We start from the raw sequence: 23,657 nt of genomic DNA, 5'->3' as shown, positions 1-23,657 counted from the left end.
CCATATATAACCCATATATAACCCATATATGAGCCATATATAACCCATATTTATAGAGATATGGGTTATATATGGCTCATATATGGGTTAATGATAGTTTATTTATGAGTTAATGCAGAGATTCCCTTAAATTAGTAGTATCTTTAAAAGCACGTTGACCTCAAACTGAGAGTAAACCAGACCCTATTTGTAAACCATTTAAAAACTGTTAATTCCCTTATTATGGCCATTTTTAATAACAAGCTCCTCGATATCTCCGGAAGCTTAGGGATGTTGAGCCTTTACAAGCGAAGAGATTCAGATAAGCTCATTGCGCGCACCAAAGGTGGCGCTACCAGGAAGCAAATCCAGAAATCGCCGAAATTTGCGCTAACGCGCCTCAACAATGATGAATTTGGGGACGCAGCCAGGGGTGGTTGCGCGATCCGGCTGGCAATATTTCATATCAGGCACCTGGCAGACTATAATTTTACGCCTACCTTGAATTCCTTATGCCGGTCTATTATGAAGATGGATACCCACAGACCACTTGGCATAAGAAAGACTGAATTTTCGGAACACCGCCATCTGCTGAATGGGTTTAATCTCAATAAACGGTATCCCTTCAACCATGTGGTAAAACCACCTGTCTACTGTACGGTAGAAAGGAACACCAGCAGTGCTACTGTTCAACTTCCTGAACTGACTCCCGGCATTAATCTGTCATTACCATGGCAACATCCTATGTATAGGATCGTATTGTCTATTGGTATTATCGAGGATGGCGGTGCTGACAGCGATTATGCAGCCAAAGCCCCTATGTTGATCAATCAGCCTGTTACTACAGGCTGGCGATTAGCAGCACAGGCCTATAAAGGAGAAGTTATCGTACTGCAGCCAGAGACGCTAAAAAAGTTGCGCGACGATGAAACCCTGGTAGTATCCATAGGTATTGAAATGGGTACCCTGATCTCTGATGCAGTCATCGAGCGGGTAAAATATGCCGGTAGCGGAAAAATCCTGATAACGGGATAATAAGGTGCTGGTGTAAGGACAACATCGTGCCGGAAACCTGAAACCCAGGCTGACATAAGGCCAGGAATAATATCCTGCGGGTAACTGAAACGCGGCAGGCATGAGGCCGGGAATAACATCCCGCACGAACTCGAAACCGAGGCGCGCATAAGGCCAGGGACAAGATCCGGCTAGAATCTGAAACCGGCCGTAATATAAGGCTGTGCGCCCTCTTCAGAGATGCCCACGGCCGCCTGTATCAGGAACAGTTCGACCGGTATGATATAGATCCCGCCTCCATAGCCATCATGCCATCTGGCAGAAGATTCATTGGGCAGCCATACGCGACCCAGATCATTAAAGCCGATCAGGCCCAGACTGCCCGGCAACAGGTAAGAGGTAAAGTCAAACAATTTCAGGCGCAGCTCAAAGTTGTGATACACGGCCGTCTTTCCTATGAAGCGGTTACTATGAAAGCCACGAAGGATCTGTGTACCACCTATAGCCATCATCTGGAAATAAGCAGGATCACCGAAAGTGGTGCCTGCTGCTATACGATTGGCCATTACCAGCGTGGAATCGCCGATCAGCGGAACATAAAAGCTAAAGTCAGACGTTAGTTTGCCATATCTTTTATGTTCCCTGTTCGTCTGCTGCATGCCCGTCAACTCCGTATGCCAGTTGATCCCCCTGTGTGGCATCAAACCCGGATTGCGGGTATCAGCCTCAATAGCTGTCACCAGACCGGCATAAATGCGGTCCTCAAATACATTTTCTCCCGGGAAAGCGGCATTGTAAGCACCAAGGAACTTATGACTATTGTTGGCTGCCCGGCTGGTGTAAAACTGTCCCGCAATACCACCGCTAACAGTGATATGACGGCCAATACCACGGTATAATCTTACATCTCCGTTAACCAGGTCATAGCGGTTACGGTAATACGAGATTTCTTTTTCATCGTCATTCACAAAAACAGATTCATTACCCAGACCGAAGAAATTACTCAGGTTGTGCGGTCCGCGGGAAAGGATATTAATACGCAGGTCATTCTTTCCCACCAGCTGTTTAAAGTCGGCCAGGTATTGCAACAGGAAGGCCTGCCTGCCCGTCACATAGCTCACTATGAGCTGATGCTGCTGGGCATAGGGCTTTTTACGAAACCCCTGCTTTTCATACATCATATTGGCGCGGAACATCAGGCCCTGATCCGGATTGTACTGCATAGAAAATAGTGGCCCGAACCTGTCAAACAGGAAACTGCGTTTATCGTAGCTGTTCACGATTGTATCTGCAGCCGTTCTGATCTTTGCAGCTCCTTTCGGTGGTATATGATTTTCTTCGTCGGAGCGGTCATAAACATACAGTCTTCCTTTACGTGGCACATTATCCGCCACGGTGAAACTGTCAACGCCACTCCCACCGATCATCCGTATACGAATGGGCGACTGCTCATTGCCACTGACCCTGAATACGTCACGCCCGTCAAGACCATACAGGCGTACTTCTTTCGTTACCGCCGGATCGAATGCCCGTTTGTATAACAGATCATCCGTAGTACCATCCTTCTTTATTTTGTAGATAGAAACATCCACCTTTCCATGCGCCTGTCGCTGAACGTCCAGCAGCTCCTGCTTATCGGACGCCGGAACATCCACATAGATAGACAGGAATTTATAATAGCTGATCGCCTCTTTTTCCAGTTCATTCCTGCGGGCAATAAAAGCGCTGATGATCCGCTCTCCCGACAACCTGAAAATAGTGTCCGGCATGAGCATCACCGACTGACGAATGAGGCTGTCTGTCAGCGTAGCCTGTACATAATGTATCTGTTCCCGCCAGTCTTCCTCACTCAGCCCGTTCAGGAAATAACGGTCGAAGAAACGGGCATTATAGTTAAAGCCTTTGATATCCCTGATATGGTCATGATAGCCCTGGAACTTGGACTTCAGCCATTGGTGAGAGATGATCCAGGGAAACAGGCCGGTGGTATTATAATACACCTGGTCCCTGTCGCGGGGAATGGGCGTATAAGTCACTTTTTTCTTGTCCTTCTCCCGCTCCCAGCGCCACTGATCCTCATGCCGGTCCCAGTCGCCCAGCAGCATATCCAGTAGTCTCGCTCTCAGCACGATCTGTTGATTAAGATGCACATCATTGTCTTCCTCCAGCTTGCGCTGTGTCTTTTCTGTATTATCGGTACGACTGGCGTCTTCCGGCTCTCTTTCTTCAAACAGGAACACGGCATTGGCAAAGTCCTGCCGGTATTCTCCCAGCGCAGGATCATCAGGGACGTATACAATCTGTGGATTGGCATGTGGTATGCCCAGGGCTTCCGCCAACGGCGGAACGGTCAGGGAGGAATAAGGATGTGCAGTGACCACCTGGTCCTGCAGAATGTCTTTGGCAATAGTGGCCTTCAGATTGGGAGGAAGGCCCCGTTCGGGATATTTCTGAATAGTGCGTAGTACCCATTCCTGTCCGCTGGGGTCTTTCAGCCGTAAGGACTTAGTTTGGAGTCCGCCGCCCTTTTTTTCTATGCTCAGCCCACCCTTCTCTTTTTGCAGGTAGAACACCTTCATCTTTACGGGAGCGGCCCACAGCTTGCGGTAACTCTCTCCGAACAACATACGGTGCAGACCACTTACACTATCATAAGCGGGAGAAATAGCTACGGTAATACTATCGCCGGCAGGCGTCTGTGCCTGCGCCGTGGAAATTACCAGGATCGCCAGGGTAGTAAAAAGTCTGTTCAGGCCCATGCGGTTGTTTTGTCGGATTTGATTGTTATCAGGATAACATGACTGTCTTAGCCCCAGACCCTCAGATATCAATGTTTGTGCCGTGCTACCGGATAAGGTCCAGCAGTAGCACGAAAAATACGAAAATGAAAGTAACTCCGTCCAGGAAGGCACAAAATTTATCGATTGAAAGTATAAGCGGTTAGCCACATTAAGGTCTGCTTTATGCAAAACAGGTGTAATGGAGACATTGTTCTATCGGTGATATTAATAACAAATGCCATCAACACAACACAATAGGACTCCGTCAGGAGTCCCAGTGTTAGTAGCCCGGGGTGAAATCCCGGGGACCGTGTTGTTACCCGTAGTGATACCCTGGGCACCATGTTTGTAGCCCGGGTGAAACCCCGGGGAACCGTGTTGTTACCCATGGTGACACCCTGGGCACCATGTTTGTAACCCGCAGGTGAAACCCTGGGCACCGTGTTGTTGCCCCGTGTGACCACCCCGGAATATTTATACATTATATCTCCTAATCGGGAACCGGGGTTGCGCTGACAGCACTATTCCGGATAAAGATGACAGACATCAATGCTCCCAGGAAGCCAAGGAACCCCGATATGCGCATGATCTTCTGATAGGCGGATACGAAGCTGCTATGGTATAGACGCGTTACTTTTTGTTTATCCGCTTCATTTAATGAGGCAGGGGCTTTTGCATTACCCAGTTCCTTTGTTTGCTGTATTACCTCCTGTTTACTGGCCTCATTCAAAGGCAGGTCACCCAGTTCATGTTTCAGGGAACCGGAGAAAAACAGGACCGCTAATGCACCGAGGATGGCATTGGCAAATACACCTGCGATACGGGACAATGCATTATTGATACCGGACGCTGTTCCGGAGAATTGATCACTCACAGCGCCCATCACCGTTGCTGTTAGAGGAGCTACGGTAAAAGACATTCCTAAGCCAAAAACAACAATACCGGGAAAGAAGGTGCGGAAATATGCAGAAGGCCCGGGAGTTTGTCCGACGAAAGACAACATCAGCAAACCCGCTCCTGCTATCGCCGGACCGATGGTCAGCAATAACTTGGGGCCATATTTATCGGCCAGTGAACCTGCAAAGCGGGCAACGAACACCATCAGGATGGTAAATGGCAGGAACGTAAGTCCAGACTGCAGCTGGTCATACCCCTGCGCCTGTACCAGGTTAAGAGAGAGGAACAACATACCGGCTCCCAGTCCGGCGTAAAGAAAGAGGGTCAGAAGGTTGGCTCCGGAGAATGTCATGTTCCTGAACAGTGACAAAGGCATCATGGGATGCCTGCTTTTCCTTTCTATGAAGATGAATGCTATTAACAGCGAGAGCCCCGCTCCTAAGGACACCAGCACCTGCCAGTTGTTAAACCCAATCTCGGGAATGCGCAGGAAGCCAAAAGTAATAGCTGCCAATCCGAGTGCAATGGCTGCTGCGCCGGGGAAGTCCAATGTCTTGTCATCATCGTCTGCAATACTCTCCTTCACTTTTTTCCAGAGGATGAGCACTGCCACTAAGCCTATGGGTACATTAATGAAAAAGATGTAGCGCCAGTAACCGGCGTCAGCCAGGGCACCGCCCAGTATTGGTCCGCCGATAGTTACGACAGTAGTAAAAGCTGACCAGGTACCGATGGCTTTACCCCGCTCGTCTTCATTTATGGACGAAGATATTAGCGAAAGACTGCCGGGTATCATCAATGCGCCGCCTATGCCTTGCAGGACCCTAAAGAGGATCAGTAGTGTCACGTTGCCGGCCATTCCACAAGCGGTAGAACCAATGATGAATATCAGGATGCCTGCAATAAAGACCTTTTTACGGCCTAACTTATCTCCCAGCGAACCGCCGATGAGCATCAGCGACGCCAGCATCAGGAGGTATGCGTTCAACATCCAGAACAGATCAGTGCCGGAAGCGTGCATGCTTTGCTGAATAGCGGGCAGGACCACATTCAGGGCTGTACCGTCAATAAAAGCCATAGCCGAGGCCATGATCGTCGATACCATGATCCATTTTCCGGCTGTGCTGGAGAGAGATACTGTTGCCATTCAGGAAAGTTATGACAAAAAGAGACGCATAACTCATTCCGTTTTGCGGCTTTTATCAGCTTGCATCCACGGATTATTTAAATCCGTTCACTATGGGCATTAAAGCATTCATTATTTGACATGGGGAAACGTAGGGAAGAAATCAGGGGGTTAAACAATTTGTTGTTGCTGTCAGACCTTTCATTGTTAAAGCACTAACACCAAATTAGCTTTCTTTCCTTTGCTAATTGATATTCGCTGCTGTCAACAGATCTTCTTTCGTCAATGTGCCTTTATCAATCAACTTTCTTACATAGCCTTCTTCCGATAAAGGGCAATTGGCCAAATCGAGGAAATCATCTTTCCCCAGATGACATTGTTTTTTCATTTTCGTTATTAAGTAGTCATTTATATCCTGATCATTATGACTACAAAAGGTTTGCAGGACATACTTCCCATTGTGCCAGAACTCCAGATATTGGTGCCCGCCATTTGCCTTTACAAACCCTTTACTTAAAAGGTTTCTTATTGTCTTTTGTGCTTGCAATGATGCCATCATTTAAAATTTACTTCTTTAACAATAGTATTTAATAAAGTTTTGATCCGCTTAATACGCCCGGACATCTGAGCATCGGATAATTCGTTATACCGCTGGTAAATAAAATCAAACTCCTGAGCAAAATCCTGCTCGGCTTCAGCCTGAGTTCTACCTGAAGCCACTATCCCTAACATCTCGTTCTCGATCAAAAAGTGTTTATCTTCCTGGCTCAGTTGAGAAGATAATGGAGAATAGAGCGAATAAGTTCTCTGCTCAGAGATGATTACGTGGGGAGAATACGATGACATAACTGGTTGGTTTTTGTTTGATTCAATAACTTTGGTTACTCCTTGTGTACCCGTTTGTGGGTTGGTGTTAACAAAACCAGTTCCACCATTGAAGGCCATTGGCTGTGCGCCAGCCTGGGATCGGTTATTTACAATGTTCTGCATACTGTATGATTGTTTAGTTAATACTTCCTTATTTCCTCATATCTATCACTACAAAAATCATTACAGCAACAAACTTACCTATTAACTTTCGGGTTATTTCAGTTCATTTTGTTCATTCCTTAATTCATCCCTTCATACCGTTCATTCAATTCATTAACCACATTTGCATGGAAAAAATACTGTAAGGCCGGCCCTATATATTACGTGCAGTTTTGACCATCATTTCAAAGTCACAATATTATTCGGATAACATACAATACCATGCCCCGTAACATTGCGGGAACCTGTTTTCTGCAGCAGATGATTACGGTGACCATTAACAGTTGGCAAAGTAGCAGTAATATTTCCACTGCCATAAAACAAAAAAGGACTACATTTCTGTAGTCCTTTCCGAGGTTTCGAGCGGATTCGAACCGCTGTAGGAGCTTTTGCAGAGCTCAGCCTAGCCACTCGGCCACGAAACCTTATTTTTGTGCACCCATCCGTTCGATGGGATTGCAAAAGTAGTAAATTTTAGATATTTGCCAAATCTATTTCACAATTTTATCAGATAACCATGAATAAACGTATTGCAGAATCTGAACTGATATTAAATAGCCGGGGAGCTGTATATCATCTGGATGTCAGGCCAGAAGAGCTTGCCACGACTATTGTAACGGTTGGAGACCCTGATCGCGTACCCGAAGTTAGCAAACATTTCGATCGTACAGAAAGCACTCATCAGCACAGGGAATTTGTTACCCATACGGGATATATCGGACAAAAACGGCTCACTGTCGTGTCTACCGGTATCGGAACAGACAATATCGACATCGTGCTCAATGAACTGGATGCCCTGGTGAATATCGACTTCAGCACCCGCACCGTAAAACCGTCCCTTACCCGCCTGCAAATCATCCGCTTAGGTACTTCCGGCGCCCTGCAGGAAAATGTGCCGGTGGACAGTTTCGTGGTTTCCTCACACGGTGTAGGACTGGACAATCTCCTGCCCTGGTATGAATTTGAGAATACCGCGCAGGAAAAGAGCCTCCTGGAAGCTTTCCGGCAGCAGGTATACCTGCGCCCCGGTAGCGCCAGCCCGTACCTGTTAAGCGCGGCTAATGACCTGGCAGGGCGTTTTACCCAGGGGTATATCAGTGGTATTACTATTACCTGCCCGGGGTTCTATGCGCCCCAGGGACGTGCACTGAGAGGACCACTCTCCCACCCTCAGTTGCTGGAACAGCTGACAGCCTTCCGTCATGACAATCACTACATTTCCAACTTTGAAATGGAGACTGCCGGTATTTATGGCCTTGGCCGTGTACTGGGACATGATTGCCTCTCTATCAGCGCCATCGTTGCCAACCGTATCCGGCAGGAATTTACCAAAGATGGTGCACTGGCTGTAGAGAACCTCATCAAACAATCCTTAGCCATCATAGAAAAGATCTGATTATCAATCCTCCTTAAACTTGACTTTGTCAGCCTTCAACAGTTGACCATGTCAAACAACAGGCCCTGGTACCAAGGTTCCAGGGCCTGTTCTGTATGGGCTATTGACTATCATTTAAAAGACTTACTTTTGCGCATTATGTCAGCAATTCATTTCTACAAATACCAGGGAACCGGCAATGACTTCGTGATCATGGACAACCGGAATGGCGAGTATAACTTTTTGACGGAAGAGCAGGTACATTTTCTGTGCGACCGGCGTTTCGGTATCGGGGCAGATGGACTGATGCTCCTCAATACCCAGGAAGGTTATGATTTCGGAATGAAATATTACAACGCTGACGGCCGTGAAAGCAGTATGTGCGGTAACGGTGGCCGCTGCCTGGTGGCTTTCGCCCGTAAAATGGGTCTCAATGGTGAGAAACTCAGTTTTCTGGCGGTAGATGGTCCTCATGAAGCTACCCTCAAAGGCGACAGCTGGGTGAACCTGAAAATGCAGGATGTGAATGGCGTGGAATTAGGTTCCCTCTATTCCTATCTCAATACCGGCTCTCCTCACTTCGTTAAGTTTGTAGAAGATGTACAGGCCGTAGACGTATTCACCGAAGGAAGACAGATCCGCTATAATGACCGCTTTGCAAAAGAAGGCACCAACGTCAATTTTGTTCAGCCCCTGGAACAGGGCATCTTCGTTCGTACCTATGAACGCGGCGTGGAAGATGAGACCTATTCCTGTGGTACCGGCGTCACTGCCGCAGCCCTGATGACTGCAGGCCAGGAGGAAAAAGAATATGTTATACCCGTGCAGACATTGGGAGGAAAACTGGAAGTACGTTTCACCAAAACCGGTGAACGCTCCTACAACAATATCTGGCTCTGCGGACCCGCAACCCTTGTTTTTGAGGGAAATATCACATTGTAGTAACTTTAATTAATCTACCTTTGCGGCCGGATGATTCAATATTTCAAAAATATAGATGCGCGTACGGTAGAAATATCAAGTCCTGAGAATGGGGCATGGGTGAACATTACCCCTCCCCTGAAACAGTCTGAATTCGAACAACTTTCAGAAGAACTGGATATCCCCCTTGACTTCCTCACCGACTCTCTCGATATCGATGAGAAGTCCCGTTATGAACTGGAGGATAACGTAAAGCTGATTGTCATCAAAACGCCTACGGAAAATAATTCCATCAACGAAAGCGATGCCTATTACATTACAATCCCCATCGTTATCATCCTTACGCACAATCAGATCCTGACAGTTAACTCATTCGACAATGCAGCTATCAACCGCTTCCTGAATACTTTCCATAACCGTCATCCTGAAAAAAGGAATATGATGGTGCTGAAGATCTTCGAAAAGGTGACCATGAACTTCCTGGATTACCTGAAAGAGATCAACCAGCGCAGGAATATCCTGGAACAAAAACTGTATGACAGTAACCGTAACGAAGAGTTGCTCTACATTATGCGGATCCAGAAAAGCCTGGTGTATTTCCTTACTGCCCTTCGCAGTAATGAACTATTGCTCATGAAGATCGAGCGTACCAATTTCCTGGGATTGAATGAAGATGAGAAGGAATTCCTGCATGACCTGATCGTAGACACTTCACAGGCGCTGGAAATGGCCAACGTCTATACCAACATCCTCAGCAGCTCAATGGATGCCTTTGCGAGCATCATCTCCAATAACCTGAACCTGGTCATGAAACGCCTGACGTCCATAACCATCGTGCTGACCTTCCCCGTATTGGTAGCCAGCATTTACGGTATGAACGTAGAGATCCCGTTTGCCCACTCGGCACACGCGTTCTATATTCCGGTCATACTGTCTATCGTCATCTCCGTGATCATGAGCTGGTATTTCATGAAGAAGAAATGGTTTTAAACAATGTTTAATGTTCGCGTATACGGAATAATGATGAATGAGCAGAAACAGGTGCTCGTTACTGATGAATATATCCGTGGCGGATTTTATACTAAATTCCCCGGTGGCGGACTGGAATTCGGAGAAGGCACATTACAATGTGTGGTGCGGGAATTCCAGGAGGAACTGGGACTTGAAGTGGAGGTTATAGAACATATCTATACCACCGATTTCTTCCAGCTTTCTGCTTTTGGCGATAATTCCCAGATCATTTCTATCTATTACCTCGTAAAACCTTTATCGGCAACCAGTTTCCCAGTGCTGGACAAACCCTTTGACTTCCCCATTCCGGAAGATAAAACAGATGTGGAAGGAGCCAGATGGATAAACTGGGAAGAGTTTTCCGCCGAAGCAGTTACCCTTCCCATTGATAAAGTAGTAGCTGATCTTGTGAAACTGCGCTACTGAAAATAATGCGTTATTCCGCCGTCTTGCCCATAGCGGCTGCTTTCATGCTGGCCGCAGTTTCCTTGCCTAAATAATTTTCAATACGTCCTTCAATAAAGTAGATCAAAGGAGTGAGTAAGATGGCAACGGTGAACTTGTAGATATAATTCACCACACACACTGCCAGCACCAGCTGCCAGCTCCAGTTACTTCCCAGTTTAAAGGCAATATACAATACGATAAAACTGTCTACCAGCTGCGATACCACCGTTGATCCGGTTGCCCTCAGCCATACATGTTTTTCACCTGTAGCACGTTTGATGCGATGGAATACCGCAACATCTATCAACTGGCTTACCAGGAATGCCGTGATACTACCGATAATGATCCACATACCCTGACCAAAGATTCCACCAAAAGCTGACTGCATATTGGGGATACCTCTTTCTGCACCGGTGCCGATCCAGAAATCGGCCGGCGGCACTGACACGGATACATAAAACATGATAAAGGCATAACTGATCAGCGCTACAGCAATGTAGGAGATCCGCTTCACTGCTTTAGGACCGTAATACTCGTTGACAATGTCTGTCATGACAAACTCCAGGGGCCATAATAATACGCCGCACGTAAGATTGAAGGATAATCCGCTTTGACCAAACACCGTGAAGGTATGTACGGGAAAACCGAACAGTTTCTCCAGCGAAAAGATCTTCCCGCCGATACATTCTGCTATCAGCGCATTAGCTACGAAAAAGCTGCAAAAGAAGATGAAAAGTTTAGTTGGTCTGTCTTTTAGAATGTTGTGTACCATTTAGAATAGGAAATAAAATTGCACGATTAAAATTATAGTGTTCACAATAAATACAAAGGGAGGAAGCGCTGCCCAGGTTATTTTACGCCTGTACAACATAATGGAAGCTACGAGTAATGTCAGCAGGTTCAGCGGAAAAGAGATTACAATGCCCATCAGCAGTACGTATTTCAGCAACTCAGGCGTAGTGCCCCTGAAGTCGATGTAGTAAGATGCCTCCGCCAACAGAAAACAGATGTTGCAGATAAATGCCACCTTCAAAAAGAATCGTAACCGCCCCATTATTGAAATTTCGGATAAATTACAGTTATTTTGCTTTCCCTGTGTGGAATTAAATAAAAAAGGAAACTAATTCATGCAAATAGCAATATCGATAGTCATATGTTCGTATAACAGAGAAGCCTATATCATTGAGGCCATCGATAGTCTGTATAAACAGGATATTGATAAACAACGCTATGAGGTGATCGTGGTCGATAATAACAGTAAAGATAATACCGCTGCCAAGGTAAAGGCATATATTGCTGAACACCCTGATATGCAGCTGTATTACTACCTGGAAACCCGCCAGGGTGCGTCCTATGCGCGGAATACCGGTGCAGAAAAATCTCGCGGGGCCCTGATCTGCTGTATGGATGATGATGCAGTAGCGATGCCGGGATATCTGCAGAATATCATCACCTTCTTTGAACAACATCCGGATGCTACAGGCCTGGGCGGCCGTATCATTCCACGCTATATTCCGTCAGAGCCGAAATGGATGTCTCATTATGTCTCTTCGCTGGTGGGCAACTTCGATTACAGTCCTGTAGCGAAACCTTTCGATAATGGACGCTATCCATTGGAATCCAATATGATAGTGCGTCGCGATGACTTCTTTGCCGTAGGTGGTTTTAATACCAGTCTGCCGGGCGTGAAAGGTACCTTGCGCGTAGGTGGTGAGGGTAAGGAATTCTTTTACAAGCTGATAGAAAGAGGCGGCATCATCTACTACGATCCATCAGTAATTGTACATCACGTGGTGGAAGTGAAGAAGCTCACATCCGAATATATGTACCGTGTCGCGTCCGGTATTGGCCGTGGAGAGAAGGTGCGCATGGTGACGAAGGGAGGCATGGCTGTGCATAAGAAAAGCCTGGAATACCTGTTTAAACTGGGAGCCTCTGTTGTGATAGGTGGATACTACTTATTACAGGGAAGACCAGCCAAGTCATGGCCGGTGATTCAATTCAGGATCGATGTGCTGAAAGGATATTGGGAGCCGGTGCATAAGCAGGAAGCGTAAGCATAAGTACTGGCCTGGGGCAGATGCGATAGTATCCGGCGGAAACTGGTACGAGCGGGTTTACCGGACTTATTCAATAGTTGTCACATTACAATAACATATTTAACAAAACATAATCGGCTCCTGACGGAGCCGTGTGTTTGTAGCCCCGGGTGCAACCCGGGGAATATGGGAATATAACATTACAACACCTTATAGAAATGCGGTTTGTTACGGATAATCGTCGGTGTCATCACCCACAGCTGGAAGACATTTTTCGTTAATCCCCATACCTGCGGCATGTATCTGAAAGGGTTTCGTCCCTTGAATAAATTCTCGAATATACTGCCGAAGAAAAATACCGGCACTGCGAATGAATAATTGAGCAGAAGAATAAAATACCACATTACACCGAACTGCTTACGTACCCTTACATGATTGGACAACATCAGCTGTAATCCTTTCCTGTCATACAATCCGTAATAACCCTTCTCATCAGAGCCGAATGCGTCGCCGGTCGTTTCACCCTGAAGATGTATGATATTAATATCTCCGAAAATAGCCAGGGGCCCCAGTTTACGCAGGCGACTGCACCACTCTACTTCTTCCGCATACAGGAAGAAATCTTCGTCCATATAACCTGCCTTTTCGAGCGAACTGCGTTTCACCATCAGGAAAGCCCCGCTGATCCAGTCTACATGATGTTCTGTACTGGCCTCCTGCACGTTGGGCACTTTGGTTTTCAGCTGATAACCTGCCCAGCGGATCACTTTTCCCCAGTAGGGCAATGGCAGCAGGTGATTGAGCCCGCCTTTCATGAAGTAGTTGCCCGATATCTGCAATGAGCGATCAGCGTTCAGCTGCTGTACACCACAGGCAACCAGCTTGCTTTCTGCAAACCGTTGTACGCAACGGTCTAATGCATGATCGAGGATCAGTGTATCAGGATTCAGCAGTAACAGGTAATCGCCCTTTGCGGCACGTAAACCCATATTGTTGGCACGGGAAAAACCTGCATTGTAGCCCATCTGCAGGAACTGCACAAAAGGGAAGGCATATGTGATCAGTTGCTCGCTGTTATCACCGGAAGCATTATCCACTACAATCACCTCATAGCTAATAGCGGTTGTCTCTGCCACAATAGTGCTGATACAATCCAGAATGAGGCGGCTGCTCTTATAATTCACAATGATGACAGACAAATCCATATGCAGGGCGAAAATAAAGTAAACCCTCAAGATAAAAAATATGCGGCAATATTATATGAAAGGTCTCCTTAATCTAAAAATATAAATATCTTAGTGGGTCAAACAGACTAGTGTTATATGGGTGTTGTAAGGACTAAGAGCCTCGTTTCTTCGATTTATACATATTTTGGATTCATTCTGGGTGCGATCAACATCTACCTGATGACAAAATACTTCGCGCCCGCAGAAAACGGCCTTACCCGTACACTTTTCGAGATCTCTACCCTGATGACCAGTGTTGCCTGTCTAGGTATTCCGACCCTGGTGGCACGATACTATCCTTACTACAGGGCGCTTCCACAGAAGAAAATGGACCTGCTCACGCTCGCATTTGCATTGGGCGGCATCGGGATACTCATTGTATTTGCGGGTTCGTATTTCCTGGAACCGCTGATTATCCGTAAGTTCTCCGGAAAATCGCCCTTGCTGGTGGAATATTTTTACATCAGCTATCCGCTTGTTTTTTTCTTCCTGGGCTTTCAGATCATGGAAGTGCATGCATGGAATCAGCATAAGACCATTCTTTCCAACTTCATGAAAGAGGTCGTATTCCGCGTGTTTCACACTATTATAGTGCTGGCTTTCATCTTTGGCCTGATCCGCTTCCATACCTTCATGAACATCTTCGGATTTACATATGCCGTGACGTTCTGCGGATTAATTTTTTACTTCTGGTATAAGAAACAATTGCCGTTGGGCAGACTTCCCAGCCAGGTTACAAAAGACCTTGGAAAACAGATGTTACGTTTCACGGCATTCATCTTTGCCAGCAATGTAATTACTATTATCAGCCTCACCATTGATTCCATCCTGATCTCCAGTTTCAAAGGACTGGAATTTGCTGCCGTATTTACACTGGCTACTTATATCTGTACTGTAATAGACGTACCGCAAAGAAGTATGATCAGCATAGGAGTACCGATCATCGCCCAATCATGGAAGGATAATGATATGGCAAACATTGCCAACGTTTATACGAAGTCCTCGATTAATCTGCTGATCTTTTCTTCCTTTATATTTTCTGTTATCTGGCTGAACCTGGATGATGCCTTTGATTTCCTTAAGTTGCCCGCAATCTATCACGAAGGCAAACCATTAGTACTCATACTAGGTATCACGAAGATCATCGAATTGGGTACAGGGTTAAACTCACAGGTAATTTCCACTTCACCGCGCTGGCGTTTTGAATTGCAATCGCACCTCATCCTGCTCGCATTAACATTGCCACTGAACTATTATTTTGTAAAGACTTATGGTATTATGGGAGCTGGTGTAGCGCAGCTGATATCCCTGACAATCTACAATGGGATCCGCTACCTCTTCCTCCTGAAAAACTATAACATGCAGCCGTTTACCAGACAAACGCTGTATTCAATTATACTAACGCTATCGCTGTATTTTATTGTGAGCCGGCTGATCAATATTTCCATACCACTTCTGAATATGATCGTCCGGACATTGGTATTTGCAGGCATCTACGGATTTCTGGTCATCAGGCTGAACCTCTCAGAAGATATCACCATACTGTATAAAAAGGGTATATCCCTTATCAGCAGTAAAATGGGAAGACCATAACTATTTATACTTCCCAAGCAGTCTGTTCTTCAACATTTTAAAAATGTTCTGGTAAGAGATCCTGCTTTCAGTATAGATCACTTCCCGGCGTACTATCAGCTGTTTGATCATATCCAGGTACCAATCCTGGTGTTTGTTGACGATGTAGTCTACCAGTTCTACTACATTCGGGCGGGTATCATTACGGTAGGTCGATTTTTTGGTCTGCCTGTAGAACAGCAGTCTTTCGGGGATCACTTCTATCTTCCATCCCTGGCGGGTCACGCGGATATAAAACTCCCAGTCCTCATATCCCAGTTTCATCGCTTCATCAAAGCCGCCGATATCTTCCCAGCATTCTCTTCTGTAAATTGCACAGGCAGGGCATTGATTACCGAACAGGAAGTTAACGGCTGTTCCGCCTCGTGGTTTGGATACCAGCTTTTCAGCGCCAAACAACTGGATATAAGAGGTCACCACTCCTATTTCCTTGTTGGCATCCAGTATGGCCATTGCCTTCTTAAAAAAGGTATCGCCAAAGTAATCATCTGAGTCCAGTGCCGCAATGATCTTTCCTTTTGCATGTCTGATACCATGATTCCTTGCGGAAGCCATTCTGCCGTTTTCCTTGTGCAGCACCTGCACATCCGGGGCTACCACTTCATCCAGCACTTTTAAAGTAGCGGCATCTGTGGAACCATCATTCACAATAATGATCTCATAATTAGGATAATCCTGCCTGCGGATAGAAGCAATCGCTTCATGCAGATAGGCGCCATCATTATAACACGGAATTACGACAGAGATCAGCTCATTCAACATTATGGATCAGATTATTTTTTTAAAAGTGATGTTAGATAACAAAGAAACATGCCAGTTTTTGAAATAATGCCCTTTTTCCATAAAGAAGCCGGCAGTTTTGACTGGAGGGCCGCCATGCGATAAAGCTCAGGATGTACAGGAAAACCCTTTGCCAGCGCGTTCAATTCGGCGCTGCTACGAATGTCATACCTGCGTAGCAATCGCCAGAAGTAGTCATAATACAACCACTTTCTTAATAATCCGGGGCGCAGCTTATCGAGTAACTGGATGTGTTCCTTTACGTCTACGTCTTTATTGTTCTCGCATTCCTGTGTCACCTGGTAAGCATGAATACCGACTTTCACGAGTGGTTCATTCACACACACGATGGCGGGATTACGGTAAAGTTCCTGGATATAACCATCTATATCCACCATCCATTTCATGCGGTTATCGTACATGAACTTATTTCTGAACAGCGTAACACTGGGTGTGGATATTGGTTTTACGACCATCACATATTCCGGTTCCCGGCGCACACGGTCGAGGTTTTCGATCTTCATGGGCAACAGCCATTCTTTCCCATCGTCGTACACCAACAGCGCTCTTGCGTACGCAAAATCGCTTCCGGGGGCAGCCTCCAGTGCATCGTGCAGCTTTTGCAATGCATCGGGTGTTGCCAGCCAATCGTCGTGATGGATGAGTTTAATATACTTTCCCTTTGCCTGGCGAATGGCTTCATTCCAGTTTTCCGGCGTTCCCATAGCGGGCACGTTGCGTTTATAGCGGATGGGAAGAATATCTTTATAAGTGTCGATCAGACGTTCGACTTCATCGCCCGGACTATCATCTGTTACGATCACTTCTATGTTGGTAAATGTCTGCTGCCGGATACTGTCAAGACAGCGTTTTAGCATCTCGGGTTGTTTGTATGCCGGTATACATATTGAAACTGCAGGACTACTCATGAATCTTTTCTCTTTTTCCGGTTTACTCTATTCTGCCACTCCCGGCATAATATCTTGCCCAATAAGTCTCGTTCAGATCACTGATTGTCACTCCGAGGCTCGTTGAAGCGTGCACAAATTTATTATTATTCAGGTATACACCCACATGAGAGATTGATTTTCCATCGGTTTTGAAGAAAACCAGGTCACCTTCCCTCATTTCTGACTTACTCAATTTTCGGGCCTTTTGATATAATTGTGAGGAGCTGCCTGAACTATTCAGCCGGAATACCGCCACCAGCAGGTTATTTGTAAAACCAGAACAATCCACTCCGTTCCTGTTTTTGCCACCATATACATAGGGTGTACCCCACCAATCTTCGATAAACGCAAACAGATTGGTATTCAGCACTGTTTCTACGCGCACATCCAGCAATTGAGCATATTTAAACTGCCAGAGCGGGGCGTTCTCTATCAGGGGACTTGAAGCAGTGAATTTCAGCGTGCTTTTGCTTCTAGCCGTATAATTATTTCCATTAATGGATAAACCATCCAGGAATTCTACATTGCCACGACTATTGCTGCCGGATCTTTTTGTTGTTGCCTGTTTTGAGGATGAGCAGGCAGCCAGTCCAAACACGCAAAATATAACCATTATCCCTAAAATACTTTTTTTGCCGATCATAAGCGCCCGTTGGTTAAAATCGGGACCAATTTACTAATAATAATTATAACAATTGTTTTTAACATGTTCGGTAATGATTACTGATGAGATATCATTTTATAATGCGCAGTATCAGGCAGCGCACTATTATAACGCCGGTATTACACTAACTGATATAAATGTATCAGGGCCTGGCACGGATAGTTAAAAGTGTTAGCGACAACAGGAGACGAAAATGTAATAATGACGATGGCCTGGCCGGAAGACGCTACGTCTTTCAGCCAGGCCATTGTGTTTAAGCGTCTGCTTTATTAGCGACGGCCAGCACTGCCACCGGTGGTGTCAGCTACAATCTGCTCGCCATAATAGTAATAGCTCTGGTCAACGCGATTCCATTCAAAGCGTGTTCCGTTCAGCACTTTGATATCAGCTACAAAGCTCATACCACCATTAGGCGTTACGGTAATGCGCGTAGCGTCACTGTTCACAGACCAGGTACCGTATACGACTGTACCGTCTTTATACGTTTCAACCGAGGTGCCGTCAGCCTTGTACTCGACTGTCAGCTGGTCGAGCGTTGTGAATGTATTGTTTGGTTTACCGATACGCCATACCAGATCAGCTGATGCCAGCGGGAAGTTATAGAAATACGTTTCGTACTTCCATTTCTTTCCGGTCAGCAACTGAGCAGCTGTTTTGCTTTTGTCTGACTCGGGAAAACGTTTCATCATTACGCCATAAGTAGTACCATTCACCACTTCCCATTCGAACTGGTTTTCTGTCAGCACCCGGATGTCGGATGTAAATGTGGTAGTACCGTTCACCACGATCTGCGTTTCATTGTTGATGAACTGCCAGGTGCCTTTCAGTGAATCTCCTTTTTCGGTAATTTCCCAGTAGGAACCATCTTTATTGAATTTTACTTTATTCAGACGGAGATCGAGTGTATTGGCTGTACGGTTGGTTTTCCAAACCAGTTTGGAACCGGAGGTCTGGAAATCCTTATAATATTCATAATACCTCCAGATGGTATCTGTCAGTATTTTTCCTTTCGCGCTTAATACAATAGTATCTGCGGGATTCGGCGTCTCGTCCTTTTCACAGGAGGAGGATGTGGTAGCCAAAAGGGCTACAACACAAAGGGATACAAGGGAAAATAGTTTATTCATATAGCAAATATATGGCATGTACTCAATATTAAAACGAGTAGTGTGCATAAATTTTCATAACCTTTTATTCATATTCTGACAGAAGAGTCGGAATTTTGCCAAATGATCTTTTCCCACTTACACGTTCATACACAATATTCCCTGCTGGATGGTGCGGCAGACATCAAATCATTGTACAAGAAAGCTATGGCCAGCAATCAGCCGGCCCTGGCCATCACGGACCATGGTAACATGTTCGGTGTGTTCCAGTTTGTGGCAGAAGCTTACAACAACAAGCTGAATCCTGAAGATCCGAAGGATAAAAGGCTCAAGGTAAAACCGATCGTTGGCTGCGAGTTCTATGTAGTGGAAAATCGCTTTAAACGCGCCTTTACCCGTGAGGAAAAAGATATCCGTAATCACCAGGTGCTGCTGGCTAAAAATGAGGAAGGTTACCGTAACCTCATCAAATTGTGCTCACTCGGGTACATGGAGGGGTTGTATGGTAAGTATCCCCGTATTGACAAAGAACTGATCGTCCAGTATCACAAAGGGCTTATTGCCACTACCTGCTGTCTGGGTGCTTCTGTGCCCAGGGCCATCCTGAAAAAAGGAGAAGAAGCAGGAGAAGATGAATTCAAATGGTGGCTGGACATCTTCGGTGAGGACTATTATGTTGAATTGCAAAGGCATGGTATCCCTGAACAGGAGAAAGTGAATGAGTCACTGATCAAGTTTGCTGCCAAGCACAATGTAAAGATCATTGCCTCCAACGACTCCCACTATGTAGACCAGGCAGACGCCAACGCGCACGACATCCTCCTCTGTATCAACACGGGCGAGAAAAAGAGTACTCCTACCATGAAGGATTTCTCTGATGATGACGTGTCTATGAAGAACAAACGTTTCGCTTTCTATAACGACCAGTTCTATTTCAAGACTACCGAAGAGATGAGCGCACTCTTCCATGATCTTCCACAGGCGATAGACAATACCAACGAGATCGTGGATAAAGTGGAACTGCTGGACCTGAAGCGGGATATCCTCCTGCCCAACTTCCCTATTCCACCTCCCTTCCTGACACAGGACCAGTACCTGCGTCACCTCACCATGGAGGGCGCCCGTAAGAAATATGCGGAAGTTACAGCCGAAGTAGAAGAACGTCTGAACTTTGAACTGCAGGTAATTGAGAACATGGGATTTGCGGGTTACTTCCTGATCGTATCTGACTTTATCAAGGCCGGACGCGACCTAGGAGTATTCATAGGCCCCGGCCGTGGATCTGCTGCCGGTTCTGCGGTGGCTTACTGTATAGGTATCACGAATATTGACCCGATCAAGTATAACCTCCTGTTTGAGCGTTTCCTCAACCCGGAACGTAAGAGCATGCCCGATATTGATACGGACTTCGACGATGAAGGCCGTCAGAAGGTGATTGACTATGTGGTGCAGAAATATGGTAAGAACCAGGTAGCACAGATCATTACCTATGGTACCATGGCTGCCAAGATGAGTATCAAAGACGTGGCCCGTGTAATGGACCTTCCACTGGCAGAATCCAACATGCTGGCCAAAATGGTGCCCGATAAGCCGGGTATCCAGCTGGACCGTATTTTCAACGCGCCTATCGATGAAGGTGAAAAGAGCCTGGCCGAAAAAGAAGGTCTGGGGCCTGAAGACCTGGAAAACGTGAAGCGGCTGCGTGAACTGATCAAAGGAGAAGACCTGCAAGGTGAAGTGCTGAGAGAGGCCTGCGTATTGGAAGGGTCCGTTCGTAATACAGGCATCCACGCGGCGGGTATCATCATTGCGCCGAAAGACCTGTACGACCTGATCCCGGTTTCTACCGCCAAGGATTCCGACCTGCTGGTAACCCAGTTCGAAGGTAGTATCATTGAGAGCGCCGGTGTAATCAAGATGGACTTCCTGGGTCTGAAGACCCTTACCATCATCAAAGGCGCCCTGGAGCTGATCAAAACCAACCACGGAATAGAGATCAGTATCGACGACATCCCGCTGGATGACGCCAAAACATATGAACTGTATCAGAAGGGGGAAACCAACGCCACGTTCCAGTTCGAGTCTGCCGGTATGCAGAAGTACCTTCGAGAACTGAAACCTGACCGTTTTGACGACCTCATTGCGATGAACGCCCTGTACCGTCCGGGACCGCTGGAGTATATTCCGCTGTTCATCCGCCGTAAACACGGTCTGGAGGAAACAGTATATGACCTGCCGGAAATGGAGGAATACCTGAACGATACCTATGGTATTACGGTATACCAGGAGCAGGTAATGCTTTTGAGCCAGAAGCTGGCTAACTTCTCCAAGGGTGATGCGGACGTACTCCGTAAAGCCATGGGTAAGAAGCAGAAGGCCGTACTGGACAAAATGAAGAAACAATTCATGGAAGGTTGTGCCGCTAACGGGCACGACCTGAAAGTATGTGATAAAGTATGGACGGACTGGGAAGCATTTGCGTCCTACGCGTTCAACAAATCCCACTCCACCTGTTACGCCTTCGTGGCTTATCAGACCGCTTACCTGAAAGCACACTATCCTGCGGAATATATGGCGGCTGTACTGAACAACGCCAGCAACATTGAAAAGATCACCTTCTTCATGGAGGAGGCCAAACGTATGGGTATAGACGTATTGCCGCCGGATGTGAACGAGTCTTTCAAAGGTTTCGCGGTAAACAAACAGGGCCAGATCCGTTTCGGTCTGGCAGGTCTGAAAGGTGTGGGTGAAGCAGCGGTAGAAAACATCCTGGAAGAAAGACAAAAGGGCGGTGCATACAAGAACATCTTTGAGATGATCAAACGTGTGAACCAGCGTGCGGTGAACAAGAAATCACTGGAGGCCCTGGCTATGTCGGGCGCCTTCGACTGTTTCCCTGAACTCCACCGTGCCCAATACTTCCACAAACCGGAAAACGATACTACTACCGGTCTTGACAAGATCGTGAAATTTGGCCAGCAGGTATCTGCCGGAGCAGCCACTTCCATGAGCAGCCTCTTTGGTGCGGAAGATATGCCAGACATTGAACCGCCTAAGATCCCTCCTTGTGATCCATGGCCGCTCATCCTCAAACTGAACAACGAACGTGAGGTGACGGGTATCTATATTTCCGGGCATCCGCTGGACGATTACCGTTTTGAGAGCCGCCACTACAATATGAATACCGTGCAGGAACTGGTTGAATATCAGGCAGATCTGACCACTCCCGGCAATGCCCGTGCAGGCCGTGAGCGTAATTTCAGGCTGGCTGTCTATGTGACCGGTGCACAGGAAAGAATATCCAGGAATAACCGCCAGTTTGGCATAATGACGATTGAGGACTATTCTGGCAAGTTCGAATTTGCCCTGTGGAGTGAGGACTTCATCCGTTTCGCGCCTTATCTCAAAACGGGATTATGTCTGTTCATTAATGGCGGCTTTAAGGCCAAGCGTTTCAATGATGCGGAATATGAGTTTAAGGTGAATGGTATACAATTGTTGCAGGAGGTGAAGAAAACACATACAAAGAAAGTTACGCTGGTCACCATGCCTAAGTTCATCACGCGCGAGCTGGTAGACTTCCTGGTGGACAATATTGCCAAATATCCGGGCGCCAGTGAGCTCTTCCTGCAACTCATTGATCGTGATGATCAAATGACGGTGAAGCTGCATACTTTCAACAAGCATATTGAGATGAATGATGAACTGGCGCACTTCTTGTCCAAACAACCTGATATCGATGTGTATATAGATACAATCAATAAGTAAGGGTCTTAAAATGCGCTAATTTGCATGGTCAAACGGCGCCTTTTAACAAACAAATACCGGCTGTCAAAAAAGCAGTAACTTGCAGCTGGTTTGAAAATTGAATGTATATATTTGCATTTATAAATTTATTCAGGAACTTTGATTACAATAATTTCATAAACTTTAAATATCATGGCATTAGAATTCACAGATTCGAACTTCCAGACGGAAGTATTGAGCTCCGATAAATTGAGTGTAATTGACTTCTGGGCAGAGTGGTGTGGTCCTTGTCGCGCTATCGGTCCGGTTATCGAAGAACTCTCTAAAGATTATGCGGGCAAGGTAAACGTGGGTAAAGTGAACGTAGACCAGAACCCTCAGTTGTCTATCAACTACGGTATCACCAGCATTCCTGCTATTCTGTTCATCAAAGATGGTCAGGTAGTTGACAAACAGGTAGGTGCTGCTCCAAGATCCGTTCTGGAAAAGAAAATTCAGTCCAACCTCTAATAGAGTAAAAGACATCATAAAGAAGCCGGCTCGTCTTAGACGGGCCGGCTTTGTTATTGGGGGCACCTGAGGGGTTGAAACCCGATCGGATGTTTCAGGGGTTAAAATCCATTGGACGTTCCCCGGGGTTAAAACCCCATCGGACGTTGCCGGGGGTTGAACCCCATCGCATGTTCCAGGGGTTAAAACGCATTGGACGTTCCCCGGGGTTGAAACCCCGCGCTACAAACACACGACTCCTACGGAGTCGAATCTAATAGCGTTCATTGTTGTTGTAAAGATGTTGTTATTTCAGGGTTGTTAAACAAAACCTCAATAAAGCCCGCAGGGTCTCAGTTTGTAACACGGAGTGCTGACACCTGGTCTCCTAATTTGTGCAACTTTGTATACCCTACGCTGATAAGAAATATCCCCAAAACGCGTT

General features: G+C 46.3%; 20 protein-coding genes and 1 tRNA gene. 9 read left to right on the top strand and 12 right to left on the bottom strand.

From position 1 onward, the window contains the following. Positions 1–222 precede the first annotated feature (222 nt). The gene (locus L3C95_RS21155; RefSeq protein ID WP_236390633.1) at positions 223–1,014 is read left to right on the top strand and encodes a hypothetical protein; all 792 of its coding nucleotides are present in this window, start codon (positions 223–225) and stop codon (positions 1,012–1,014) included. A gap of 170 nt (positions 1,015–1,184) precedes the next feature. Here L3C95_RS21155 and L3C95_RS21150 read toward each other — a convergent pair whose 3' ends face one another. The 5 genes from L3C95_RS21150 to L3C95_RS21130 all read right to left on the bottom strand — a co-directional run bounded on the left by L3C95_RS21150 (position 1,185) and on the right by L3C95_RS21130 (position 7,250). After that, the gene (locus L3C95_RS21150; protein ID WP_236390632.1) at positions 1,185–3,752 is read right to left on the bottom strand and encodes a BamA/TamA family outer membrane protein; all 2,568 of its coding nucleotides are present in this window, start codon (positions 3,750–3,752) and stop codon (positions 1,185–1,187) included. Positions 3,753–4,263: 511 nt separating this feature from the next. After that, positions 4,264–5,817 carry an MFS transporter gene (locus L3C95_RS21145; RefSeq protein WP_236390631.1) on the bottom strand — a complete coding sequence of 518 codons (1,554 nt, stop codon included), beginning with the start codon at positions 5,815–5,817 and terminating at the stop codon, positions 4,264–4,266. A gap of 223 nt (positions 5,818–6,040) precedes the next feature. Continuing rightward, complete coding sequence (locus tag L3C95_RS21140; RefSeq protein WP_236390630.1) at positions 6,041–6,352, bottom strand: hypothetical protein; 312 nt, start codon at positions 6,350–6,352, stop codon at positions 6,041–6,043. Beyond that, entirely contained in the window at positions 6,352–6,786 is a 435-nt protein-coding gene (locus L3C95_RS21135; protein WP_236390629.1) for a hypothetical protein, read from the bottom strand. Before L3C95_RS21135 ends, L3C95_RS21140 begins: the two co-directional genes overlap by 1 nt. A gap of 393 nt (positions 6,787–7,179) precedes the next feature. Continuing rightward, positions 7,180–7,250: transfer RNA gene (locus L3C95_RS21130), tRNA-Cys, on the bottom strand. Between the two features lie 92 nt (positions 7,251–7,342). Here L3C95_RS21130 and L3C95_RS21125 point away from each other — a divergent pair. The 4 genes from L3C95_RS21125 to L3C95_RS21110 all read left to right on the top strand — a co-directional run bounded on the left by L3C95_RS21125 (position 7,343) and on the right by L3C95_RS21110 (position 10,558). Then, positions 7,343–8,221 carry a nucleoside phosphorylase gene (locus tag L3C95_RS21125; RefSeq protein WP_236390628.1) on the top strand — a complete coding sequence of 293 codons (879 nt, stop codon included), beginning with the start codon at positions 7,343–7,345 and terminating at the stop codon, positions 8,219–8,221. 138 nt (positions 8,222–8,359) lie between these two features. Next, positions 8,360–9,142, top strand: coding sequence for a diaminopimelate epimerase (gene dapF / locus L3C95_RS21120; RefSeq protein ID WP_236390627.1), 783 nt, complete (start codon positions 8,360–8,362; stop codon positions 9,140–9,142). Positions 9,143–9,172: 30 nt separating this feature from the next. After that, positions 9,173–10,111 (top strand): magnesium transporter CorA family protein, encoded by a 939-nt coding sequence (locus tag L3C95_RS21115; RefSeq protein ID WP_199656292.1) that lies wholly within the window; start codon positions 9,173–9,175, stop codon positions 10,109–10,111. 3 nt (positions 10,112–10,114) lie between these two features. Next, positions 10,115–10,558, top strand: coding sequence for an NUDIX hydrolase (locus L3C95_RS21110; protein WP_236390626.1), 444 nt, complete (start codon positions 10,115–10,117; stop codon positions 10,556–10,558). A gap of 10 nt (positions 10,559–10,568) precedes the next feature. On the opposite strand, the gene L3C95_RS21105 is transcribed toward L3C95_RS21110, so the two are convergent. Both L3C95_RS21105 and L3C95_RS21100 read right to left on the bottom strand, forming a co-directional pair. After that, positions 10,569–11,351, bottom strand: a complete 783-nt coding sequence (locus tag L3C95_RS21105; RefSeq protein WP_236390625.1) for a queuosine precursor transporter — start codon at positions 11,349–11,351, stop codon at positions 10,569–10,571. Next, positions 11,352–11,633 carry a hypothetical protein gene (locus tag L3C95_RS21100; protein WP_236390624.1) on the bottom strand — a complete coding sequence of 94 codons (282 nt, stop codon included), beginning with the start codon at positions 11,631–11,633 and terminating at the stop codon, positions 11,352–11,354. A 73-nt stretch (positions 11,634–11,706) separates the two neighbouring features. On the opposite strand from L3C95_RS21100, the gene L3C95_RS21095 reads away from it, so the two are divergent. Next, entirely contained in the window at positions 11,707–12,636 is a 930-nt protein-coding gene (locus L3C95_RS21095; RefSeq protein WP_236390623.1) for a glycosyltransferase, read from the top strand. Between the two features lie 182 nt (positions 12,637–12,818). On the opposite strand, the gene L3C95_RS21090 is transcribed toward L3C95_RS21095, so the two are convergent. Continuing rightward, on the bottom strand, positions 12,819–13,823 hold the full coding sequence (locus L3C95_RS21090; protein ID WP_236390622.1) for a glycosyltransferase family 2 protein: 1,005 nt from the start codon (positions 13,821–13,823) through the stop codon (positions 12,819–12,821). A 117-nt stretch (positions 13,824–13,940) separates the two neighbouring features. On the opposite strand from L3C95_RS21090, the gene L3C95_RS21085 reads away from it, so the two are divergent. After that, a complete protein-coding gene (locus L3C95_RS21085; RefSeq protein WP_236390621.1) occupies positions 13,941–15,437 on the top strand; it encodes an oligosaccharide flippase family protein in 1,497 nt (498 codons plus the stop codon). Here L3C95_RS21085 and L3C95_RS21080 read toward each other — a convergent pair whose 3' ends face one another. The 4 genes from L3C95_RS21080 to L3C95_RS21065 all read right to left on the bottom strand — a co-directional run bounded on the left by L3C95_RS21080 (position 15,438) and on the right by L3C95_RS21065 (position 18,997). Continuing rightward, positions 15,438–16,238 (bottom strand): glycosyltransferase family 2 protein, encoded by an 801-nt coding sequence (locus tag L3C95_RS21080; RefSeq protein WP_236390620.1) that lies wholly within the window; start codon positions 16,236–16,238, stop codon positions 15,438–15,440. Positions 16,239–16,249: 11 nt separating this feature from the next. After that, complete coding sequence (locus tag L3C95_RS21075; protein ID WP_262915901.1) at positions 16,250–17,185, bottom strand: glycosyltransferase family 2 protein; 936 nt, start codon at positions 17,183–17,185, stop codon at positions 16,250–16,252. Between the two features lie 22 nt (positions 17,186–17,207). Then, a complete protein-coding gene (locus tag L3C95_RS21070) occupies positions 17,208–17,849 on the bottom strand; it encodes a C40 family peptidase (RefSeq protein ID WP_236390618.1) in 642 nt (213 codons plus the stop codon). 290 nt (positions 17,850–18,139) lie between these two features. Beyond that, entirely contained in the window at positions 18,140–18,997 is an 858-nt protein-coding gene (locus L3C95_RS21065; RefSeq protein WP_236390617.1) for a hypothetical protein, read from the bottom strand. Between the two features lie 102 nt (positions 18,998–19,099). Here L3C95_RS21065 and dnaE point away from each other — a divergent pair, with 102 nt between their 5' ends. Then, on the top strand, positions 19,100–22,744 hold the full coding sequence (gene dnaE, locus L3C95_RS21060) for a DNA polymerase III subunit alpha (protein ID WP_236390616.1): 3,645 nt from the start codon (positions 19,100–19,102) through the stop codon (positions 22,742–22,744). 171 nt (positions 22,745–22,915) lie between these two features. Beyond that, positions 22,916–23,233 (top strand): thioredoxin, encoded by a 318-nt coding sequence (gene trxA, locus L3C95_RS21055; protein WP_110051685.1) that lies wholly within the window; start codon positions 22,916–22,918, stop codon positions 23,231–23,233. Positions 23,234–23,657 lie beyond the last annotated feature (424 nt).

Origin of the sequence: Chitinophaga filiformis, from assembly GCF_021646545.1 — a bacterium.
Classification (GTDB): Bacteria; Bacteroidota; Bacteroidia; order Chitinophagales; family Chitinophagaceae; genus Chitinophaga; species Chitinophaga filiformis_A.
This window is presented reverse-complemented; position numbering and strand designations above follow the sequence as displayed.

Bases quoted from the DNA above. Each gene is read 5' to 3' on its own strand.
- L3C95_RS21155 (WP_236390633.1), top strand. From the start codon at position 223: ATGGCCATTTTTAATAACAAGCTCCTCGATATCTCCGGAAGCTTAGGG.
- L3C95_RS21150 (WP_236390632.1), bottom strand. From the start codon at position 3,752: ATGGGCCTGAACAGACTTTTTACTACCCTGGCGATCCTGGTAATTTCC.
- L3C95_RS21145 (WP_236390631.1), bottom strand. From the start codon at position 5,817: ATGGCAACAGTATCTCTCTCCAGCACAGCCGGAAAATGGATCATGGTA.
- L3C95_RS21140 (WP_236390630.1), bottom strand. From the start codon at position 6,352: ATGGCATCATTGCAAGCACAAAAGACAATAAGAAACCTTTTAAGTAAA.
- L3C95_RS21135 (WP_236390629.1), bottom strand. From the start codon at position 6,786: ATGCAGAACATTGTAAATAACCGATCCCAGGCTGGCGCACAGCCAATG.
- L3C95_RS21125 (WP_236390628.1), top strand. From the start codon at position 7,343: ATGAATAAACGTATTGCAGAATCTGAACTGATATTAAATAGCCGGGGA.
- dapF (WP_236390627.1), top strand. From the start codon at position 8,360: ATGTCAGCAATTCATTTCTACAAATACCAGGGAACCGGCAATGACTTC.
- L3C95_RS21115 (WP_199656292.1), top strand. From the start codon at position 9,173: ATGATTCAATATTTCAAAAATATAGATGCGCGTACGGTAGAAATATCA.
- L3C95_RS21110 (WP_236390626.1), top strand. From the start codon at position 10,115: ATGTTTAATGTTCGCGTATACGGAATAATGATGAATGAGCAGAAACAG.
- L3C95_RS21105 (WP_236390625.1), bottom strand. From the start codon at position 11,351: ATGGTACACAACATTCTAAAAGACAGACCAACTAAACTTTTCATCTTC.
- L3C95_RS21100 (WP_236390624.1), bottom strand. From the start codon at position 11,633: ATGGGGCGGTTACGATTCTTTTTGAAGGTGGCATTTATCTGCAACATC.
- L3C95_RS21095 (WP_236390623.1), top strand. From the start codon at position 11,707: ATGCAAATAGCAATATCGATAGTCATATGTTCGTATAACAGAGAAGCC.
- L3C95_RS21090 (WP_236390622.1), bottom strand. From the start codon at position 13,823: ATGGATTTGTCTGTCATCATTGTGAATTATAAGAGCAGCCGCCTCATT.
- L3C95_RS21085 (WP_236390621.1), top strand. From the start codon at position 13,941: ATGGGTGTTGTAAGGACTAAGAGCCTCGTTTCTTCGATTTATACATAT.
- L3C95_RS21080 (WP_236390620.1), bottom strand. From the start codon at position 16,238: ATGTTGAATGAGCTGATCTCTGTCGTAATTCCGTGTTATAATGATGGC.
- L3C95_RS21075 (WP_262915901.1), bottom strand. From the start codon at position 17,185: ATGAGTAGTCCTGCAGTTTCAATATGTATACCGGCATACAAACAACCC.
- L3C95_RS21070 (WP_236390618.1), bottom strand. From the start codon at position 17,849: ATGATCGGCAAAAAAAGTATTTTAGGGATAATGGTTATATTTTGCGTG.
- L3C95_RS21065 (WP_236390617.1), bottom strand. From the start codon at position 18,997: ATGAATAAACTATTTTCCCTTGTATCCCTTTGTGTTGTAGCCCTTTTG.
- dnaE (WP_236390616.1), top strand. From the start codon at position 19,100: ATGATCTTTTCCCACTTACACGTTCATACACAATATTCCCTGCTGGAT.
- trxA (WP_110051685.1), top strand. From the start codon at position 22,916: ATGGCATTAGAATTCACAGATTCGAACTTCCAGACGGAAGTATTGAGC.